Source organism: Pseudomonas vancouverensis (assembly GCF_004348895.1).
Classification (GTDB): domain Bacteria; phylum Pseudomonadota; class Gammaproteobacteria; order Pseudomonadales; family Pseudomonadaceae; genus Aquipseudomonas; species Aquipseudomonas vancouverensis.
In genome coordinates this window covers 244,455-261,399 of the sequence record NZ_RRZK01000009.1, presented here as the reverse complement: position 1 = coordinate 261,399, position 16,945 = coordinate 244,455, and the positions used below count along the sequence as shown (strand labels likewise).

Sequence of the window (16,945 nt, the reverse complement as noted above, 5' to 3'; positions counted from 1 at the left end):
GCGGATCGAATAGAAAGCTAACCGCAGCGCTGCACATCTGACGCCCCGACTGGTTCGGGGCGTTTTTTTTGTCTGGATTTCAGCCAAAGACAAGCCTGTCACCCGGCCATCGACCCAGCACTTGTGAACTGTCGTCACACCCTGTTTGAAGCATTTGGGGCTAATGCGCGCCTCGCTTAAGGCTTAGGGTACGAGCCATCGCCGTCTCGTTGCGGCGTTACGACAATAATAATGCGCTGATTCGAGGTACAAGCCGATGCGTGATGACAAAGACAAGGCTAACAACGAGCTAGGGAATGGCTTGAAAGGGCGACAGGTCACGATGATCTCGATCGGTGGCGTGATCGGCGCCGGCCTTTTCGTGGGTTCGAGCAATGCCATTGCGGCCGCCGGCCCTGCGGTACTGGTGTCCTATGTGTTTGCCGCGATCATCGTGGTGCTGGTCATGCAGATGCTCGGCGAAATGGCGACCGCCCGGCCGGACACTGGCTCATTCTCTTCTTATGCGGATCAGGCCATCGGGCGCTGGGCCGGGTTTTCCATCGGCTGGCTGTACTGGTGGTTCTACGTGCTGGTCATTGCCATCGAAGCCATCGTGGCCGGCAACATCCTCGGCGACTGGCTAGGCATTTCGCACTGGATGGCAGCCTTCGGTATCACCTTTGCCCTGATCCTCTGCAACAGCCTCAGTGTCGGCTCGTTCGGCACCCTGGAATACTGGCTGTCGCTGTTCAAGGTGGTGTCGATCGTCGGCTTCATTGTCCTCGGCGTGCTGGCCATTCTCGGCCTGCTGCCCGGCTCATCCACCAGCGGCTTTTCCAATCTTTACGCCAACGGGGGTTTTGCCCCTAACGGCAATGTGGCGATTGTCGCTGGATTGCTGACGGCGATGTTCAGCTTCCAGGGCAGCGAAGTGGTGACGATCGCCGCCGCCGAATCCAAGGATCCGAAAGCCAACATCAAGAAAGCGATTCGCGCCGTCGTATGGCGCCTGGGCTTGTTCTACCTGGGTTCGATGTTCGTGGTGGTGTGCCTGATTCCGTGGAATGCACCCGACCTGGCACACGGCTCCTACCAGGCCGTGCTGAGCGCAATGAACATCCCCTGGGCGCCGCAAATCATGAGCATCGTCGTTCTGGTGGCGGTCACCAGTTGCCTGAATTCGGCCATCTACACCGCTTCGCGCATGGCGTATTCACTCGCCCGACGTGGCGATGCACCCAAGGCCGTGTCGCGCACGACCCGCCAAGGCGTTCCGCTATTGGCCGTCGCCCTGACATCGCTGGCAGCACTGACCGCACTGACTGCCAACTATCTGTTGCCCAAGGAGGTGTTTCAATTCCTTCTGGCCACCAGCGGCGCGCTGGCGTTGCTGATGTACCTGGTGATCGCCTGCACGCAATTGTGCATGCGTCGCAAACTGGTTGCTCAAGGCAAAAAACTGGAAGTGCGGATGTGGCTGTTCCCCTACCTCACAATCCTGACGATCATTTTCATCCTGGCCATTTTCGCGATCATGGCGGCCTTCCCCGGCCAACGCGCGGAACTGCTCTCCACGCTAGGCCTGACCACGGTGCTGGTGATCATTGGCGCGTACCTGCAGAAGTCACAGCCCGAGCTTTCGGCGCGACGCAGCGCCATGGCGCCGGTTGAACCTGTCTCCCCACAAGCACTGGCCTGAATAGCGGCAACTACTGTGACTGCGCTTCACAGTGAGTGTGCCCGCCACCCTGTTTTTCGCGACTGATCACCGCCCTAATCTGCGTACAGCCCCGGCTGACGCATGAGCGGGGCTCCCCAAACTGACAAGGAATACCCCATGAGCATTGCTCCAAAACCTGATGCACTGGCCATCCCCTATCAATTGCCGCAAGTGCCGTTCATGGCCCCCGACATGGTTCACCCCGGCGTGCTTGGCCAATGGCTTGAAGACGACCGACTCTGGGTACCGGTAACCGACTCCGTCTCGTTCAAGCCTGTGCTGCTAAGCGTTTCGGGCGGCTACTACATCAACCTGCTGCGCGTGCGCAAAAGCGGTGTGCTGTCGCGCCATCGCCACACCGGCGGCGTTCACGCCCTGGTGCTCAAGGGGCGCTGGTACTATCTGGAGCACGACTGGATCGCCGAGGAAGGCTCGTTTGCGTTCGAACCGCCGGGAGAAACCCACACCCTGTTCGTACCGGAAGATGTCGAAGAGATGATCACCTGGTTCCACGTTCAGGGCGGCTATACCTACGTGGACCCGCAAGGCGTGGCGGTCGGTTACGAGGACGTTTTCACCAAACTGGAAACAGCCCGCGCGCACTACAAAACCCTGGGGCTGCCAGACGACTACATCGAACAGTTCATTCGCTGAATCCACACAGTGGCAGGCGCCTGACCGGTACAGGAGGCAAACATTGGATAACTACTCGCAGCTGCTGGCGTTTCTCTGGGCCACCGAGCACGGTAATTTTTCCGCTGCCTCTCGTGCCCACGGGCTGACGCCATCAGCCATCAGCAAACTGATCTCTCGCCTGGAGGACCGCCTGCAGGTGCGCCTGTTCCAGCGCGGCACGCGCAGCTTGTCGCTGACCGAAGAAGGCGCAGCCTATCTGGTCAGCGCTCGCGCGGTGATCAATGCCATGGCCGAAGCGGATTCACTGGCTGAAGCCTTTCCGACTCGCGTCAGCGGCATGCTACGTATTCACACCATGTCGACCTTTGCCAAGCATCAGATCATTCCGTGGCTGCCGGAGTTTCTCGCCGCCTACCCCGGGCTGACGATCGATATCCAGATCGGCGCGCAATTCTCCGATCAGTTCGATCAGGGCCTGGACCTGGCCATTCACAGCGGCGTGCTGCCCGACTCGACGCGTATCGCACGCAAGATCGGCCAGAGCCGCTGGATCATCTGCGCCTCACCGGACTACCTCGCCCGCCATGGAACCCCCGAACACCCGCAACAATTGCTCGAACACACCTGTTTCAGCTTTGGCTTCAACAGTGTCTGGAATGACTGGGATTTCCTCATCGATGGCAATCCCACCCGCGTCCCGGTCATCCCCAAGGCAACCTTTGCCCAGGGGGACCTGCTGCGCGACCTGGCGCTCAGCGGCGCGGGCATCGTGCGCCTGGCCGAGTTTCATATTGGTCAGGATATCCACGAAGGCCGCCTGATCCCGCTGCTGCAGAACCACAGCCCGGACAACTTCGAACCGATTTACATGATCTACACCAACCGCAAGCATCTCAGCCCCAGGATCCGTGTGTTCCGCGACTTTCTCGAGCAAAAACTCGCCCAAAGCCCCTGGAACACCCGCCAGTCCTGAGCGCGACTGAACGCTCTGCTGCCGCTACCTACGAATAATGCAAAGAGGCCCCTATGCGTAACCTGATTGGCGATGTCTCAAGCGCCGCTCGCATCCTTCCCGACCTCAATGGCCAAACCCTGTTCATCAAGAACGGCAAGGGCGCCTACCTGTGGGACGATCAAGGTCGTCGCTACATCGACACTGCACTCGGCTTCGGTGCCGTGCTGCTGGGACATGCCAACAACATCGTCAACGAACAAGTGGCGGCAGCCCTGGCCGATTCCGCCGCGCCGTCGTGGGCGCATGTTCGCGAGCATGCAGCGGCCTCTGCATTGGCCGCGCACACCGGCGCCTTGAGCAAAGTCATTTTCACCAATTCCGGCAGTGAAGCCGTGCATTTGGCCTGCCGTGCCGCACGCGCCTACACCGGACGGGCGCGGATCGCGAAAATGGCGGCGGGATTCGACGGCTGGTTCGATGACGTCAGTTTCGGCAACGTCTCATCCAGTGAAGCGAGTTTCGCCGACGGACAACGCCCCTCCACCCCGCGCACCACGCTGCTGCGCTTCAACGACTTTGAGGACGTGGATCGGCTGTTCGCCGAAGACCCGGACATCGCTGCAGTGATCCTTGAACCCATGCTGGCCAACGCAGGCTGCATCATGCCGGCGCCGGGTTACCTGCTGCACGTTCAGCAAGTCGCCCACCGGCATGGCGCACTGGTTATCTGTGATGAGGTGCTGATGGGCTTTCGCCTGCATGCGGGGCTGGCAGGTCTGCAAGCGGGTCTGGACCCGGACATCGCCAGCGTCGGCAAGGCAATCGGCAATGGCGTGCCGGTTTCGGCGATCGTCGGCAAGCCGCACATCCTGGCCGGCTTCGAAGAGGGACGCGTTTTGCGCGGGGGCACCTTCAGTGGCAACCCGATCGCCTGCGCGGCCGTGATCAGCACATTGGCGCAATTGGATGACGCGGATTACCGGCGCCTGATCGAGCGCGGCGAGGCCCTGCGTGCTGCCGTGGAAACCTCGTTCAAGGCCCAGGGCATCCTCGTCAGTACCAGCGGTTACGGCAACGTCTTTGGCATCTGGCCTTCGGCGAAGGCACCGACGACCTATGAAGAAGCATTGATGTTTGGTGATGCCACGTTCAGCAAGGCGTTGCACCTGGCGCTGCGAGAAGCCGGCGTGTTGCTGATGCCCTCGCCCTACGGGCGGGTTTATCTGTCATTCGACCATGACGATGAGGTGGTCGAGGCAATGAAGGCCGCGTTTGCGGTCGCCGCTTCGAAGCTGGCATCCCGCTTCGCCCGGTAGTTACCCAACCGGCCAAGCCGTTCAGGCTCGACGTGCTGCCCGCATCGAGCCTGAGCGCGCGCCAGAAAACTCCGCCAAAACGTCGCTCGCCGCTACTTGCAATAACGTGCAAGTTAGACAACTTCCCGACGCCTCCCCCTTTAAACAGTTACAAAACCACGCCAAACAATATTGATTATCATTTAGGAGCAACTATATTCGTTACAGCATAAACAAAACATAATTGAGCAAATGCCAGCTAATGCCCACAGGCCAAGGGTTACAGGGCTTTGAGGTCGCGCTATGTCCTTATTCCTATAAATAATTTCGCTATAGGAATTTTACTTGCAGGGTGTTTAGCCATAAAATCAGCGGGATTGATTGCTGCGACATATCGTCACTGCGTTGTTACTTTTCAAGCTCAGAGACCTTTGCTCTCTGTTAAGGATTACCAGCATGCCCGAAGCGACAGGACTCATGGCCCACAACTGGGGCTTTGCCATTTTCCTTCTCGGCGTTGTCGGCCTCTGTGCCTTCATGCTTGGTGTTTCCAGCCTCCTCGGGTCAAAAGCCTGGGGCCGCAGCAAAAACGAACCGTTCGAGTCCGGCATGCTACCTACAGGTGGCGCCCGCTTGCGGCTCTCAGCCAAATTCTATCTGGTCGCGATGCTCTTCGTGATCTTCGATATCGAAGCCCTCTTTCTCTTTGCATGGTCTGTGTCCGTCCGCGAAAGCGGCTGGACCGGATTCGTCGAAGCTCTCGTTTTCATAGCAATTCTGTTGGCAGGCCTTGTCTACCTATTCCGAGTGGGCGCCCTTGACTGGGCTCCGGAAGCTCGGCGCAAGCGGCAAGCGAAGCTGAAACAATGAGGCTTTGGCAATGCAATACAATCTCACCAGGATCGACCCCGATGCTCCTAACGAGCAGTATCCGATTGGCGAACGGGAAACCGTTTCCGATCCGTTAGAAGATCAAGTCCACAAAAACATTTTCATGGGCAAGCTCGAAGACGTGCTGAGTGGCGCGGTCAACTGGGGGCGTAAAAACTCCCTGTGGCCGTACAACTTCGGCCTTTCGTGCTGCTACGTGGAAATGACCACCGCCTTCACGGCGCCCCACGACATCGCGCGCTTTGGCGCCGAGGTGATCCGGGCATCGCCGCGTCAGGCGGATTTCATGGTTATCGCCGGTACCTGCTTCATCAAGATGGCGCCGATCATCCAGCGCCTCTACGAGCAAATGCTCGAGCCGAAGTGGGTTATCTCCATGGGTTCGTGCGCCAACTCCGGTGGCATGTACGACATCTACTCTGTCGTTCAAGGGGTGGACAAATTCCTGCCCGTGGACGTCTACGTACCTGGCTGCCCGCCCCGCCCTGAAGCTTTCCTGCAAGGCCTGATGCTGTTGCAGGAGTCGATTGGCCAGGAGCGTCGCCCACTGTCCTGGGTCGTTGGCGATCAAGGCGTCTACCGCGCCGATATGCCTTCGCAGAAGGAACAGCGCCGCGAACAGCGTATCGCAGTCACCAACCTGCGCAGCCCCGACGAAGTCTGATCCAGATTTGCTTCTTCAATAGAACGAACACCTGGCTTCATTCTTTACGTTGACCGAAAGCGATAAATAACCATGACTACAGGCAGTGCTCTGTACATCCCGCCTTACAAGGCAGACGACCAGGATGTGGTCGTCGAACTGAACAACCGTTTTGGCCCAGAGGCGTTCACCGCCCAGGCGACTCGCACCGGCATGCCGGTGCTTTGGGTTGCCCGTGCCAAACTCGTCGAAGTCCTGACCTTCCTGCGCAACCTGCCCAAGCCGTACGTCATGCTCTATGACCTGCACGGCGTGGACGAGCGTCTGCGCACCAAGCGTCAAGGGCTACCGAGCGGTGCCGACTTCACCGTGTTCTACCACTTGATGTCGATCGAGCGTAACAGCGACGTCATGATCAAGGTCGCCCTGTCCGAAAGTGATCTCAGCCTGCCGACCGTCACCAGCATCTGGCCGAACGCCAACTGGTACGAGCGTGAAGTCTGGGACATGTACGGCATCGACTTCAAAGGCCATCCGCACCTGTCGCGCATCATGATGCCGCCGACCTGGGAAGGTCACCCGCTGCGCAAGGACTTCCCGGCGCGCGCCACCGAATTCGATCCGTTCAGCCTGACCCTGGCCAAGCAACAACTTGAGGAAGAAGCCGCGCGCTTCAAGCCTGAAGACTGGGGCATGAAGCGTTCCGGCCCGAACGAGGACTACATGTTCCTCAACCTCGGTCCGAACCACCCTTCGGCCCACGGTGCATTCCGCATCATCCTGCAACTGGACGGCGAAGAAATCGTCGACTGCGTGCCGGACATCGGTTACCACCACCGTGGTGCCGAGAAGATGGCCGAGCGTCAGTCCTGGCACAGCTTCATTCCGTATACCGATCGTATCGACTACCTCGGCGGCGTGATGAACAACCTGCCGTACGTGCTCTCGGTCGAGAAGCTGGCCGGCATCCAGGTCCCGCAGAAGGTCGACACCATCCGCATCATGATGGCCGAGTTCTTCCGGATCACCAGCCACCTGCTGTTCCTGGGCACCTACATCCAGGACGTCGGCGCCATGACCCCGGTGTTCTTCACCTTCACCGACCGCCAGCGCGCCTACAAGGTCATCGAAGCCATCACCGGTTTCCGCCTGCACCCGGCCTGGTACCGCATCGGCGGTGTTGCCCACGACCTGCCGCGTGGCTGGGAAAAACTGGTCAAGGAATTCGTCGACTGGCTGCCAAAGCGCCTGGACGAGTACACCAAGGCCGCCCTGGAAAACAGCATCCTCAAGGGTCGTACCATCGGCGTTGCCGCCTACAACACCAAAGAGGCCCTGGAATGGGGCGTCACCGGTGCCGGCCTGCGTTCGACCGGTTGCGACTTCGACCTGCGTAAAGCGCGTCCATACTCCGGCTACGAGAACTTCGAGTTCGAAGTGCCGCTGGCCGCCAACGGCGATGCCTATGACCGCTGCATGGTTCGCGTCGAAGAGATGCGCCAGAGCATCAGGATCATCGACCAGTGCATGCGCAACATGCCGGAAGGCCCGTACAAGGCGGATCACCCGCTGACCACGCCGCCGCCGAAAGAGCGCACGCTGCAGCACATCGAAACCTTGATCACGCACTTCCTGCAAGTCTCGTGGGGCCCGGTCATGCCGGCCAACGAATCCTTCCAGATGATCGAAGCGACCAAGGGCATCAACAGTTATTACCTGACGAGCGATGGCGGCACCATGAGCTACCGCACCCGGATTCGCACCCCGAGCTTCGCCCACCTGCAACAGATCCCTTCGGTGATCAAAGGCAGCATGGTCGCGGACTTGATTGCGTACCTGGGGAGTATCGATTTCGTTATGGCCGACGTGGACCGCTAAGCATGAACAGCACGCTTATCCAGACAGACCGTTTCACCTTGAGTGAAACCGAGCGCTCGGCCATCGAGCACGAGCTGCATCACTACGAAGACCCGCGCGCGGCGTCGATCGAAGCCCTGAAGATCGTCCAGAAGGAACGCGGCTGGGTGCCGGACGGCGCCTTGTACGCCATCGGCGAGATCCTCGGCATCCCGGCCAGCGACGTTGAAGGCGTGGCGACGTTCTACAGCCAGATCTTCCGTCAGCCCGTCGGCCGTCACATCATTCGCGTCTGCGACAGCATGGTCTGCTACATCGGCGGCCACGAATCGGTGGTCAGCGAAATCCAGAGCAAGCTCGGCATCGGCCTGGGTCAGACCACCGCCGACGGTCGTTTCACCCTGCTGCCGGTCTGCTGCCTCGGCAACTGCGACAAGGCGCCGGCGTTGATGATCGACGACGACACATTCGGTGATGTGCAGCCAGCCGGCGTTGCCAAATTGCTCGAGGGCTACGTATGACCCTGACTTCTTTCGGTCCGGCCAACCGCATCAAGCGTTCGGCCGAGACTCACCCGCTCACCTGGCGTCTGCGCGATGACGGCGAAGCTGTCTGGCTCGACGAATACCAGGCCAAGAACGGCTACGCTGCTGCGCGCAAGGCCTTTGCCGACATGGCTCAGGACGACATCGTCCAGACCGTGAAGGATTCCGGCCTGAAAGGCCGCGGCGGTGCAGGCTTCCCCACTGGCGTGAAGTGGGGCCTGATGCCGAAGGACGAATCCATCAACATCCGCTACCTGCTGTGCAACGCGGATGAAATGGAGCCCAACACCTGGAAAGACCGCATGCTGATGGAGCAACTGCCCCATCTGCTGATCGAAGGCATGCTGATCAGTGCCCGTGCACTGAAAACCTACCGCGGCTACATCTTCCTGCGTGGCGAGTACACCACCGCCGCCAAGCACCTCAACCGTGCCGTGGAAGAAGCCAAGGCCGCAGGTCTTTTGGGCAAGAACATCCTGGGCAGCGGCTTCGATTTCGAGCTGTTCGTCCACACCGGCGCCGGGCGTTACATCTGCGGTGAAGAAACCGCACTGATCAACTCCCTCGAAGGCCGCCGCGCCAACCCGCGCTCCAAGCCGCCCTTCCCTGCCGCCGTTGGCGTGTGGGGCAAGCCGACCTGCGTGAATAACGTTGAAACCCTGTGCAACGTGCCGGCGATCATTGCCGACGGCGTGGACTGGTACAAATCGCTGGCCCGCGAAGGCAGTGAAGACATGGGCACCAAGCTCATGGGCTTTTCCGGCAAGGTCAAGAACCCTGGCCTGTGGGAATTGCCATTCGGCGTTACCGGTCGCGAGCTGTTCGAAGACTACGCCGGCGGCATGCGCGACGGCTTCAAGCTCAAGGCCTGGCAGCCAGGTGGCGCCGGTACTGGCTTCCTGCTGCCGGAGCACCTGGACGCACAGATGTACGCCGGCGGCATCGCCAAAGTCGGCACCCGTATGGGTACCGGCCTGGCCATGGCGGTGGACGACAGCGTCAACATGGTCTCGCTGCTGCGCAACATGGAGCAGTTCTTCGCGCGCGAATCCTGTGGTTTCTGCACCCCGTGCCGTGATGGCCTGCCATGGAGCGTCAAGCTGCTGATGGCCATCGAGAACGGTCAAGGCCAGCCAGGCGACATCGAGACCCTGCTGGGTCTGGTCGGATTCCTCGGCCCGGGCAAGACCTTCTGTGCTCACGCACCGGGCGCCGTGGAGCCATTGGGCAGCGCAATCAAATACTTCCGCCACGAGTTCGAAGCCGGCATCGCGCCCACCAGCGCCGCCGTCCCGCCTCTGGCAAGGCCGATCGTAGTCGGCGCGTAAATGCTTAAAAAGGCGAAGGGTCCGTGCCCTTCGTCTTTCGTTCGATGACGCCTCTCAAGGGCTGTTTGGATTCGGACGAACAACAAGATTCCATTAGCCACGCCCGCTGACACCGGGCCAACGAAGAACTTTGAACCATGGCCACTATCCACGTAGACGGCAAAGCGCTCGAAGTCGATGGGGCAGACAACCTGTTACAGGCATGTCTGTCTCTGGGCCTCGATATTCCGTATTTCTGCTGGCACCCTGCCCTGGGCAGCGTTGGCGCTTGCCGCCAGTGCGCGGTCAAGCAGTACACCGACGAGAACGACACCCGTGGTCGTATCGTCATGTCCTGCATGACCCCTGCCACCGACAACACCTGGATCTCCATCGACGATGAAGAATCCAAGGCCTTCCGCGCCAGTGTTGTCGAATGGCTGATGACCAACCATCCGCACGACTGCCCTGTGTGCGAAGAAGGCGGTCATTGCCACCTGCAAGACATGACCGTGATGACCGGCCACAACGAGCGCCGTTATCGCTTCACCAAGCGTACCCACCAGAACCAGCAACTGGGCCCGTTCATTTCCCACGAGATGAACCGCTGCATCGCTTGCTACCGCTGCGTGCGCTTCTATAAGGACTACGCTGGCGGCACCGACCTGGGTGTGTACGGTGCCCACGACAACGTGTACTTCGGTCGCGTTGAAGATGGCGTGCTGGAAAGCGAGTTCTCCGGCAACCTCACCGAGGTCTGCCCGACCGGTGTGTTCACCGACAAGACTCACTCCGAGCGCTACAACCGCAAGTGGGACATGCAGTTCTCGCCGAGCATCTGCCATGGCTGCTCCAGCGGTTGCAACATCTCTCCGGGCGAGCGTTACGGTGAACTGCGTCGCATCGAAAACCGCTACAACGGTTCGGTGAACCAGTACTTCCTGTGCGACCGTGGCCGTTTCGGCTATGGCTACGTCAACCGCACCGACCGTCCACGTCAGCCACTACTGGCCGATGGCACCAAGCTGAGCCTGGACGACGCGCTGGATAAAGCCGCCGACCTGCTGCGCGGCCGCAACATCGTCGGTATCGGTTCGCCCCGCGCCAGCCTCGAAAGCAACTACGCGTTGCGCGAACTGGTCGGCGCCGAGCACTTCTACTCCGGTATCGAAGCCTCCGAACTGGAGCGCATCCGCCTGGTCCTGCAAGTGCTCAAAGACAGCCCGCTGCCAGTACCGAACATGCGCGACATCGAAGACCACGACGCCGTATTCGTCCTCGGTGAAGACCTGACCCAGACCGCAGCGCGCATGGCCCTGGCCCTGCGTCAGTCGGTAAAAGGCAAGGCCGAAGACATGGCCGAAGCCATGCGCGTCCAGCCTTGGCTCGACGCCGCGGTGAAGAACATCGGTCAGCACGCGCTGAACCCGCTGTTCATCGCCAGCCTGGCTGAAACCAAGCTCGACGACGTCGCCGAAGAGTGCGTTCACGCAGCTCCCGACGATCTGGCGCGCATCGGTTTCGCCGTAGCCCACGCCCTCGACGCCAGCGCACCGGCCGTTGAAGGCCTGGACGCTGAAGCCCTGGAACTGGCCAAGCGCATCGCCGACGCCCTGCTCGCGGCCAAGCGCCCGCTGATCATCGCCGGTACTTCCCTGGGCTCCAAAGCCCTGATCGAAGCCGCCGCGAACATCGGCAAAGCCCTGAAGCTGCGCGAGAAGAACGGTTCCATCAGCCTGATCGTGCCAGAGGCCAACAGCCTCGGCCTGGCCATGCTCGGTGGCGAATCGGTCGACGCTGCGCTGCAAGCCGTCATCGACGGTAAAGCCGACGCCATCGTCGTGCTGGAAAACGACCTGTACACCCGCACCTCGAAAGCCAAGGTCGATGCGGCACTGAACGCTGCGAAAGTAGTGATCGTTGCCGACCATCAGAAGACTGCCACCAGCGACCGCGCCCAACTGGTTCTGCCGGCTGCCAGCTTCGCTGAAGGCGACGGCACCCTGGTCAGCCAGGAAGGCCGTGCCCAGCGTTTCTTCCAGGTGTTCGACCCGCAATACATGGACGCGAGCATCCTGGTTCACGAAGGCTGGCGCTGGCTGCACGCCCTGCGCGCCACCCTGCTGAACCAGCCGATCGACTGGACCCAGCTGGACCACGTCACCGCTGCCGTCGCTTCGAGCACGCCGCAACTGGCTGCCATCGTTGACGCCGCACCGTCCGCCGCGTTCCGTATCAAGGGCCTGAAACTGGCCCGTGAACCGCTGCGTTACTCCGGTCGTACCGCCATGCGCGCTGACATCAGCGTTCACGAGCCACGTACCCCGCAGGACAAGGACACCGCGTTCGCCTTCTCCATGGAAGGTTACTCGGGTTCCGCCGAACCCCGTCAGCAAGTCCCGTTCGCCTGGTCTCCGGGCTGGAACTCGCCGCAGGCCTGGAACAAGTTCCAGGACGAAGTCGGTGGTCATCTGCGCGCTGGCGACCCGGGCACCCGCCTGATCGAAAGCACCGGTGATTCGCTGAACTGGTTCGCCGCTGCGCCACGTGCATTCAACCCGGCGCCGGGTACCTGGCAAGCCGTGCCGTTCTTCCACCTGTTCGGCAGCGAAGAGAACTCTTCGAAAGCCGCCCCGGTTCAGGAACGCATTCCAGCGGCCTACGTTGCTCTGGCCAAGTCCGAAGCCGACCGCCTGGGCGTCAACGACGGCGCACTGCTGAGCCTCAATGTTGCCGGCCAGACCCTGCGTCTGCCGCTGCGCATCAATGAAGAGCTGGGCGCAGGTCTGGTGGCACTGCCTGCGGGCATCGCTGGCATTCCACCGGCATTCGCCGGCGTATCCGTTGATGGTCTGCAGGAGGCAGCTCAATGACCTGGTTCACCCCTGAAGTGATCGATGTGATCCTCTCGGTCGTCAAGGCTGTCGTCATCCTGCTGGCCGTTGTGGTTGCAGGTGCACTGCTCAGCTTCGTCGAACGTCGCCTGCTGGGCTGGTGGCAGGACCGTTACGGTCCGAACCGTGTTGGCCCGTTCGGCATGTTCCAGATTGCTGCCGACATGCTGAAGATGTTCTTCAAGGAAGACTGGACCCCGCCGTTTGCCGACAAGGTGATCTTCACCCTGGCACCGGTGGTGGCCATGTCCGCCCTGCTGATCGCCTTCGCCATCATCCCGATCACCCCGACCTGGGGTGTCGCGGACCTGAACATCGGCCTGCTGTTCTTCTTCGCCATGGCCGGCCTGTCGGTCTACGCAGTGCTGTTCGCCGGCTGGTCGAGTAACAACAAGTTCGCCCTGCTGGGCAGCTTGCGTGCCTCGGCGCAGACCGTGTCCTACGAAGTGTTCATGGGCCTGGCCCTGATGGGCATCGTGGTTCAGGTGGGCTCGTTCAACATGCGCGACATCGTTGAATACCAGGCTCAGAACCTGTGGTTCATCATTCCGCAGTTCTTCGGCTTCTGCACCTTCTTCATCGCTGGCGTCGCCGTGACTCACCGTCACCCGTTCGACCAGCCGGAAGCGGAACAGGAACTGGCGGACGGTTACCACATCGAATACGCCGGCATGAAATGGGGCATGTTCTTCGTCGGCGAATACATCGGCATCATCCTGATCTCGGCGCTGCTGGTCACCCTGTTCTTCGGTGGCTGGCACGGTCCGTTCGGCATCCTGCCGCAACTGTCCTTCGTCTGGTTCGCACTGAAGACCGCGTTCTTCATCATGCTGTTCATCCTGCTGCGCGCCTCTATCCCGCGTCCGCGTTATGACCAGGTGATGGACTTCAGCTGGAAATTCTGCCTGCCACTGACCCTGATCAATTTGCTGGTGACCGCTGCGGTTGTGTTGTGGAACACACCTGCGGTTGCGGTTCAGTGAGGATTTGACCCATGTTCAAATATATTGGCGACATCGTTAAGGGTACCGGTACCCAGTTGCGCAGCCTGGTCATGGTCTTTGGCCATGGCTTTCGCAAGCGCGACACCCTGCAATACCCGGAAGAGGCGGTGTACCTGCCGCCGCGCTACCGTGGCCGTATCGTCCTGACCCGCGACCCTGACGGCGAAGAGCGCTGCGTAGCCTGCAACCTGTGCGCCGTGGCCTGCCCGGTCGGTTGCATCTCGCTGCAGAAAGCTGAAACCGAAGACGGTCGCTGGTACCCGGACTTCTTCCGCATCAACTTCTCGCGCTGCATTTTCTGCGGTCTCTGCGAGGAAGCCTGCCCGACCACCGCGATCCAGCTGACACCGGATTTCGAGATGGCCGAGTTCAAACGTCAGGACCTGGTGTACGAGAAAGAAGATCTGCTGATCTCCGGCCCCGGCAAAAACCCTGATTACAACTTCTATCGTGTTGCAGGTATGGCGATTGCCGGTAAGCCGAAAGGCTCCGCGCAGAACGAAGCCGAACCGATCAACGTGAAGAGCTTGCTGCCTTAAGGAAGAACGATGGAATTCGCTTTCTATTTCGCATCGGGTATCGCTGTGGTGTCCACGCTTCGCGTGATCACCAACACCAACCCCGTGCACGCCCTGCTCTACCTGATCATCTCGTTGATCGCCGTGGCCATGACCTTCTTCGCCCTCGGCGCACCTTTTGCCGGTGTGCTGGAAGTGATCGCCTACGCCGGCGCCATCATGGTGCTGTTCGTGTTCGTGGTGATGATGCTGAACCTGGGGCCCGCCTCGGTTCAGCAAGAGCGCGTCTGGCTCAAGCCCGGCATCTGGCTGGGCCCGGTCGTGCTGGCCGCCCTGCTGCTGGTTGAACTGCTTTACGTGCTGTTCAGCCACTCCAGCGGCGCTGCCGTCGGTCTCACCACCGTAGACGCCAAGGCCGTGGGCATCAGCCTGTTCGGTCCTTACCTGCTGGTGGTCGAACTCGCCTCGATGCTGCTGCTCGCTGCAGCCGTCACGGCGTTCCATCTGGGCCGCAACGAAGCCAAGGAGCAATGACGATGCCTGCTATCCCTATGGAGCATGGTCTGGCGGTCGCCGGCATCCTGTTCTGCCTCGGTCTGGTCGGCCTGATGGTCCGCCGCAACATCCTTTTCGTGCTGATGAGCCTGGAGGTCATGATGAATGCCTCCGCGCTGGCGTTCATCGTTGCCGGTAGCCGCTGGGCGCAGCCGGATGGACAGATCATGTTCATCCTGGTGATCAGCCTGGCAGCCGCCGAGGCCAGTATCGGCCTGGCGATCCTGCTGCAACTGTATCGCCGCTTCCACACGCTCGATATCGACGCTGCCAGTGAGATGCGCGGATGAACCTACTCTTTCTGACTTTCGTATTCCCTCTCATTGGGTTCCTGTTGCTGTCGTTCTCCCGCGGCCGCTTCTCGGAAAACCTGTCGGCACTGATCGGCGTCGGTTCCATCGGCCTGTCGGCAATTGTCGCGGCCTATGTGATCTGGCAATTCAACGTCGCGCCACCTGAAGGCGGTCACTACACGCAAGTGTTGTGGCAGTGGATGGCGGTGGAAGGCTTCACGCCGAACTTCGCCCTGTACCTGGATGGTCTGTCCGTGACCATGCTCGGTGTGGTGGTGGGTGTCGGCTTCCTGATCCACCTGTTCGCTTCCTGGTACATGCGCGGTGAAGACGGCTACTCGCGTTTCTTCGCCTACACCAACCTGTTTATCGCCAGCATGCTGTTCCTGGTCCTGGGCGATAACCTGTTGTTCCTGTACTTCGGCTGGGAAGGCGTGGGCCTGTGCTCGTACCTGTTGATCGGTTTCTACTACAGCAACCGCAACAACGGTAACGCCGCACTGAAAGCCTTCATCGTCACCCGTATCGGTGACGTGTTCATGGCCATCGGCCTGTTCATTCTGTTTGCCCAGCTGGGCACGCTGAACGTCCAGGAACTGCTGGTGCTGGCACCGCAGAAATTCCAGGCCGGCAACATCTGGATGGTCCTGGCGACCCTGATGCTGCTCGGTGGCGCTGTCGGTAAATCCGCACAACTGCCGCTGCAAACCTGGCTGGCGGACGCAATGGCCGGCCCTACCCCGGTTTCGGCACTGATCCACGCCGCAACCATGGTGACCGCGGGCGTCTACCTGATCGCCCGTACCCACGGCCTGTTCACCCTGGCGCCGGAAATCCTGCACCTGGTGGGCATTGTCGGCGGCGTGACCCTGGTCCTGGCAGGTTTCGCTGCACTGGTGCAAACCGACATCAAGCGTATCCTCGCCTACTCGACCATGAGCCAGATCGGCTACATGTTCCTGGCCCTGGGCGTTGGCGCCTGGGACGGCGCGATCTTCCACCTGATGACCCACGCCTTCTTCAAGGCCCTGCTGTTCCTTGCCTCCGGTGCGGTGATCGTTGCCTGCCACCACGAGCAGAACATCTTCAAGATGGGCGGTCTGTGGAAAAAACTGCCACTGGCCTACGCCAGCTTCATCGTTGGCGGCGCGGCCCTGGCGGCCCTGCCACTGGTGACCGCAGGCTTCTACTCCAAGGACGAAATCCTCTGGGAAGCGTTTGCCAGCGGCAACCACGGTCTGCTGTATGCAGGTCTGGTCGGCGCGTTCATGACGTCGCTGTACACCTTCCGCCTGATCTTCATCACCTTCCACGGTGAAGCGAAGACCGAAGCCCACGCCGGTCACGGCATTGCTCACTGGCTGCCACTGTCGGTACTGATCGTACTGTCGACGTTCGTCGGCGCGATGATCGTTCCACCGCTGCACGGCGTACTGCCAGAAAGCGTCGGCCACGCCGGCGGCGAAGCCAAGCACAGCCTGGAAATCGCCTCGGGCGCCATCGCCCTGGCCGGTATCCTGCTGGCCGCGATGCTGTTCCTCGGCAAGCGCCGCTTCGTCACCGCCATCGCCAACAGCGGCATCGGCCGTTTCCTGTCGGCTTGGTGGTTCGCTGCCTGGGGCTTCGACTGGATCTACGACAAACTGTTCGTCAAGCCATACCTGGCGATCAGCCACATCCTGCGCAAAGACCCGCTGGACCAGACCATCGGTCTGATCCCGCGTATGGCCAAAGGCGGTCACACCGCCCTGAGCCGTACCGAAACCGGTCAACTGCGTTGGTACGCCGCCTCGATGGCTGCTGGTGCCGTGCTGGTTATCGGTGCCGTCGTGCTGGTAGCGGTCTGATAT

Annotated in this window: 15 protein-coding genes; all 15 read left to right on the top strand. The window is 60.8% G+C overall.

What is annotated here, in order from left to right; genetic code table 11:
* The first annotated feature begins 256 nt into the window (after positions 1-256).
* The 15 genes from EIY72_RS10895 (at position 257) to nuoL (ending at position 16,942) form a co-directional block, all read left to right on the top strand.
* Positions 257-1,681, top strand: a complete 1,425-nt coding sequence (locus EIY72_RS10895) for an amino acid permease (RefSeq protein WP_093223789.1) — start codon at positions 257-259, stop codon at positions 1,679-1,681.
* Positions 1,682-1,819: 138 nt separating this feature from the next.
* Positions 1,820-2,356, top strand: coding sequence for a 2,4'-dihydroxyacetophenone dioxygenase family protein (locus EIY72_RS10890; RefSeq protein ID WP_093223792.1), 537 nt, complete (start codon positions 1,820-1,822; stop codon positions 2,354-2,356).
* A 43-nt stretch (positions 2,357-2,399) separates the two neighbouring features.
* A complete protein-coding gene (locus EIY72_RS10885) occupies positions 2,400-3,311 on the top strand; it encodes a LysR family transcriptional regulator (protein ID WP_093223795.1) in 912 nt (303 codons plus the stop codon).
* 53 nt (positions 3,312-3,364) lie between these two features.
* Positions 3,365-4,609, top strand: a complete 1,245-nt coding sequence (locus tag EIY72_RS10880) for an aminotransferase class III-fold pyridoxal phosphate-dependent enzyme (RefSeq protein WP_093223796.1) — start codon at positions 3,365-3,367, stop codon at positions 4,607-4,609.
* Positions 4,610-5,044: 435 nt separating this feature from the next.
* Positions 5,045-5,458, top strand: coding sequence for an NADH-quinone oxidoreductase subunit A (locus EIY72_RS10875; RefSeq protein WP_003223812.1), 414 nt, complete (start codon positions 5,045-5,047; stop codon positions 5,456-5,458).
* A gap of 10 nt (positions 5,459-5,468) precedes the next feature.
* Positions 5,469-6,143, top strand: coding sequence for a NuoB/complex I 20 kDa subunit family protein (locus EIY72_RS10870; RefSeq protein ID WP_003223809.1), 675 nt, complete (start codon positions 5,469-5,471; stop codon positions 6,141-6,143).
* A 72-nt stretch (positions 6,144-6,215) separates the two neighbouring features.
* Positions 6,216-8,000 (top strand): NADH-quinone oxidoreductase subunit C/D, encoded by a 1,785-nt coding sequence (nuoC, locus tag EIY72_RS10865; protein ID WP_093223798.1) that lies wholly within the window; start codon positions 6,216-6,218, stop codon positions 7,998-8,000.
* Between the two features lie 2 nt (positions 8,001-8,002).
* A complete protein-coding gene (gene nuoE, locus EIY72_RS10860) occupies positions 8,003-8,500 on the top strand; it encodes an NADH-quinone oxidoreductase subunit NuoE (protein WP_008020715.1) in 498 nt (165 codons plus the stop codon).
* Complete coding sequence (nuoF, locus tag EIY72_RS10855) at positions 8,497-9,852, top strand: NADH-quinone oxidoreductase subunit NuoF (RefSeq protein WP_093223801.1); 1,356 nt, start codon at positions 8,497-8,499, stop codon at positions 9,850-9,852. The genes nuoE and nuoF overlap by 4 nt, the downstream gene beginning before the upstream one ends.
* 137 nt (positions 9,853-9,989) lie before the next feature.
* On the top strand, positions 9,990-12,704 hold the full coding sequence (gene nuoG, locus EIY72_RS10850) for an NADH-quinone oxidoreductase subunit NuoG (RefSeq protein ID WP_093223804.1): 2,715 nt from the start codon (positions 9,990-9,992) through the stop codon (positions 12,702-12,704).
* On the top strand, positions 12,701-13,708 hold the full coding sequence (gene nuoH, locus EIY72_RS10845) for an NADH-quinone oxidoreductase subunit NuoH (protein ID WP_093223807.1): 1,008 nt from the start codon (positions 12,701-12,703) through the stop codon (positions 13,706-13,708). The genes nuoG and nuoH overlap by 4 nt, the downstream gene beginning before the upstream one ends.
* Positions 13,709-13,719: 11 nt before the next feature.
* A complete protein-coding gene (gene nuoI, locus EIY72_RS10840; protein ID WP_007920177.1) occupies positions 13,720-14,268 on the top strand; it encodes an NADH-quinone oxidoreductase subunit NuoI in 549 nt (182 codons plus the stop codon).
* Between the two features lie 9 nt (positions 14,269-14,277).
* The gene (nuoJ, locus tag EIY72_RS10835; protein ID WP_093223810.1) at positions 14,278-14,781 is read left to right on the top strand and encodes an NADH-quinone oxidoreductase subunit J; all 504 of its coding nucleotides are present in this window, start codon (positions 14,278-14,280) and stop codon (positions 14,779-14,781) included.
* Between the two features lie 2 nt (positions 14,782-14,783).
* Positions 14,784-15,092 (top strand): NADH-quinone oxidoreductase subunit NuoK, encoded by a 309-nt coding sequence (nuoK, locus tag EIY72_RS10830; protein ID WP_007946416.1) that lies wholly within the window; start codon positions 14,784-14,786, stop codon positions 15,090-15,092.
* Positions 15,089-16,942: an NADH-quinone oxidoreductase subunit L gene (gene nuoL, locus EIY72_RS10825; RefSeq protein WP_093223813.1), complete on the top strand. Its 1,854-nt coding sequence runs from the start codon at positions 15,089-15,091 to the stop codon at positions 16,940-16,942. Before nuoK ends, nuoL begins: the two co-directional genes overlap by 4 nt.
* Positions 16,943-16,945: the final 3 nt, after the last annotated feature.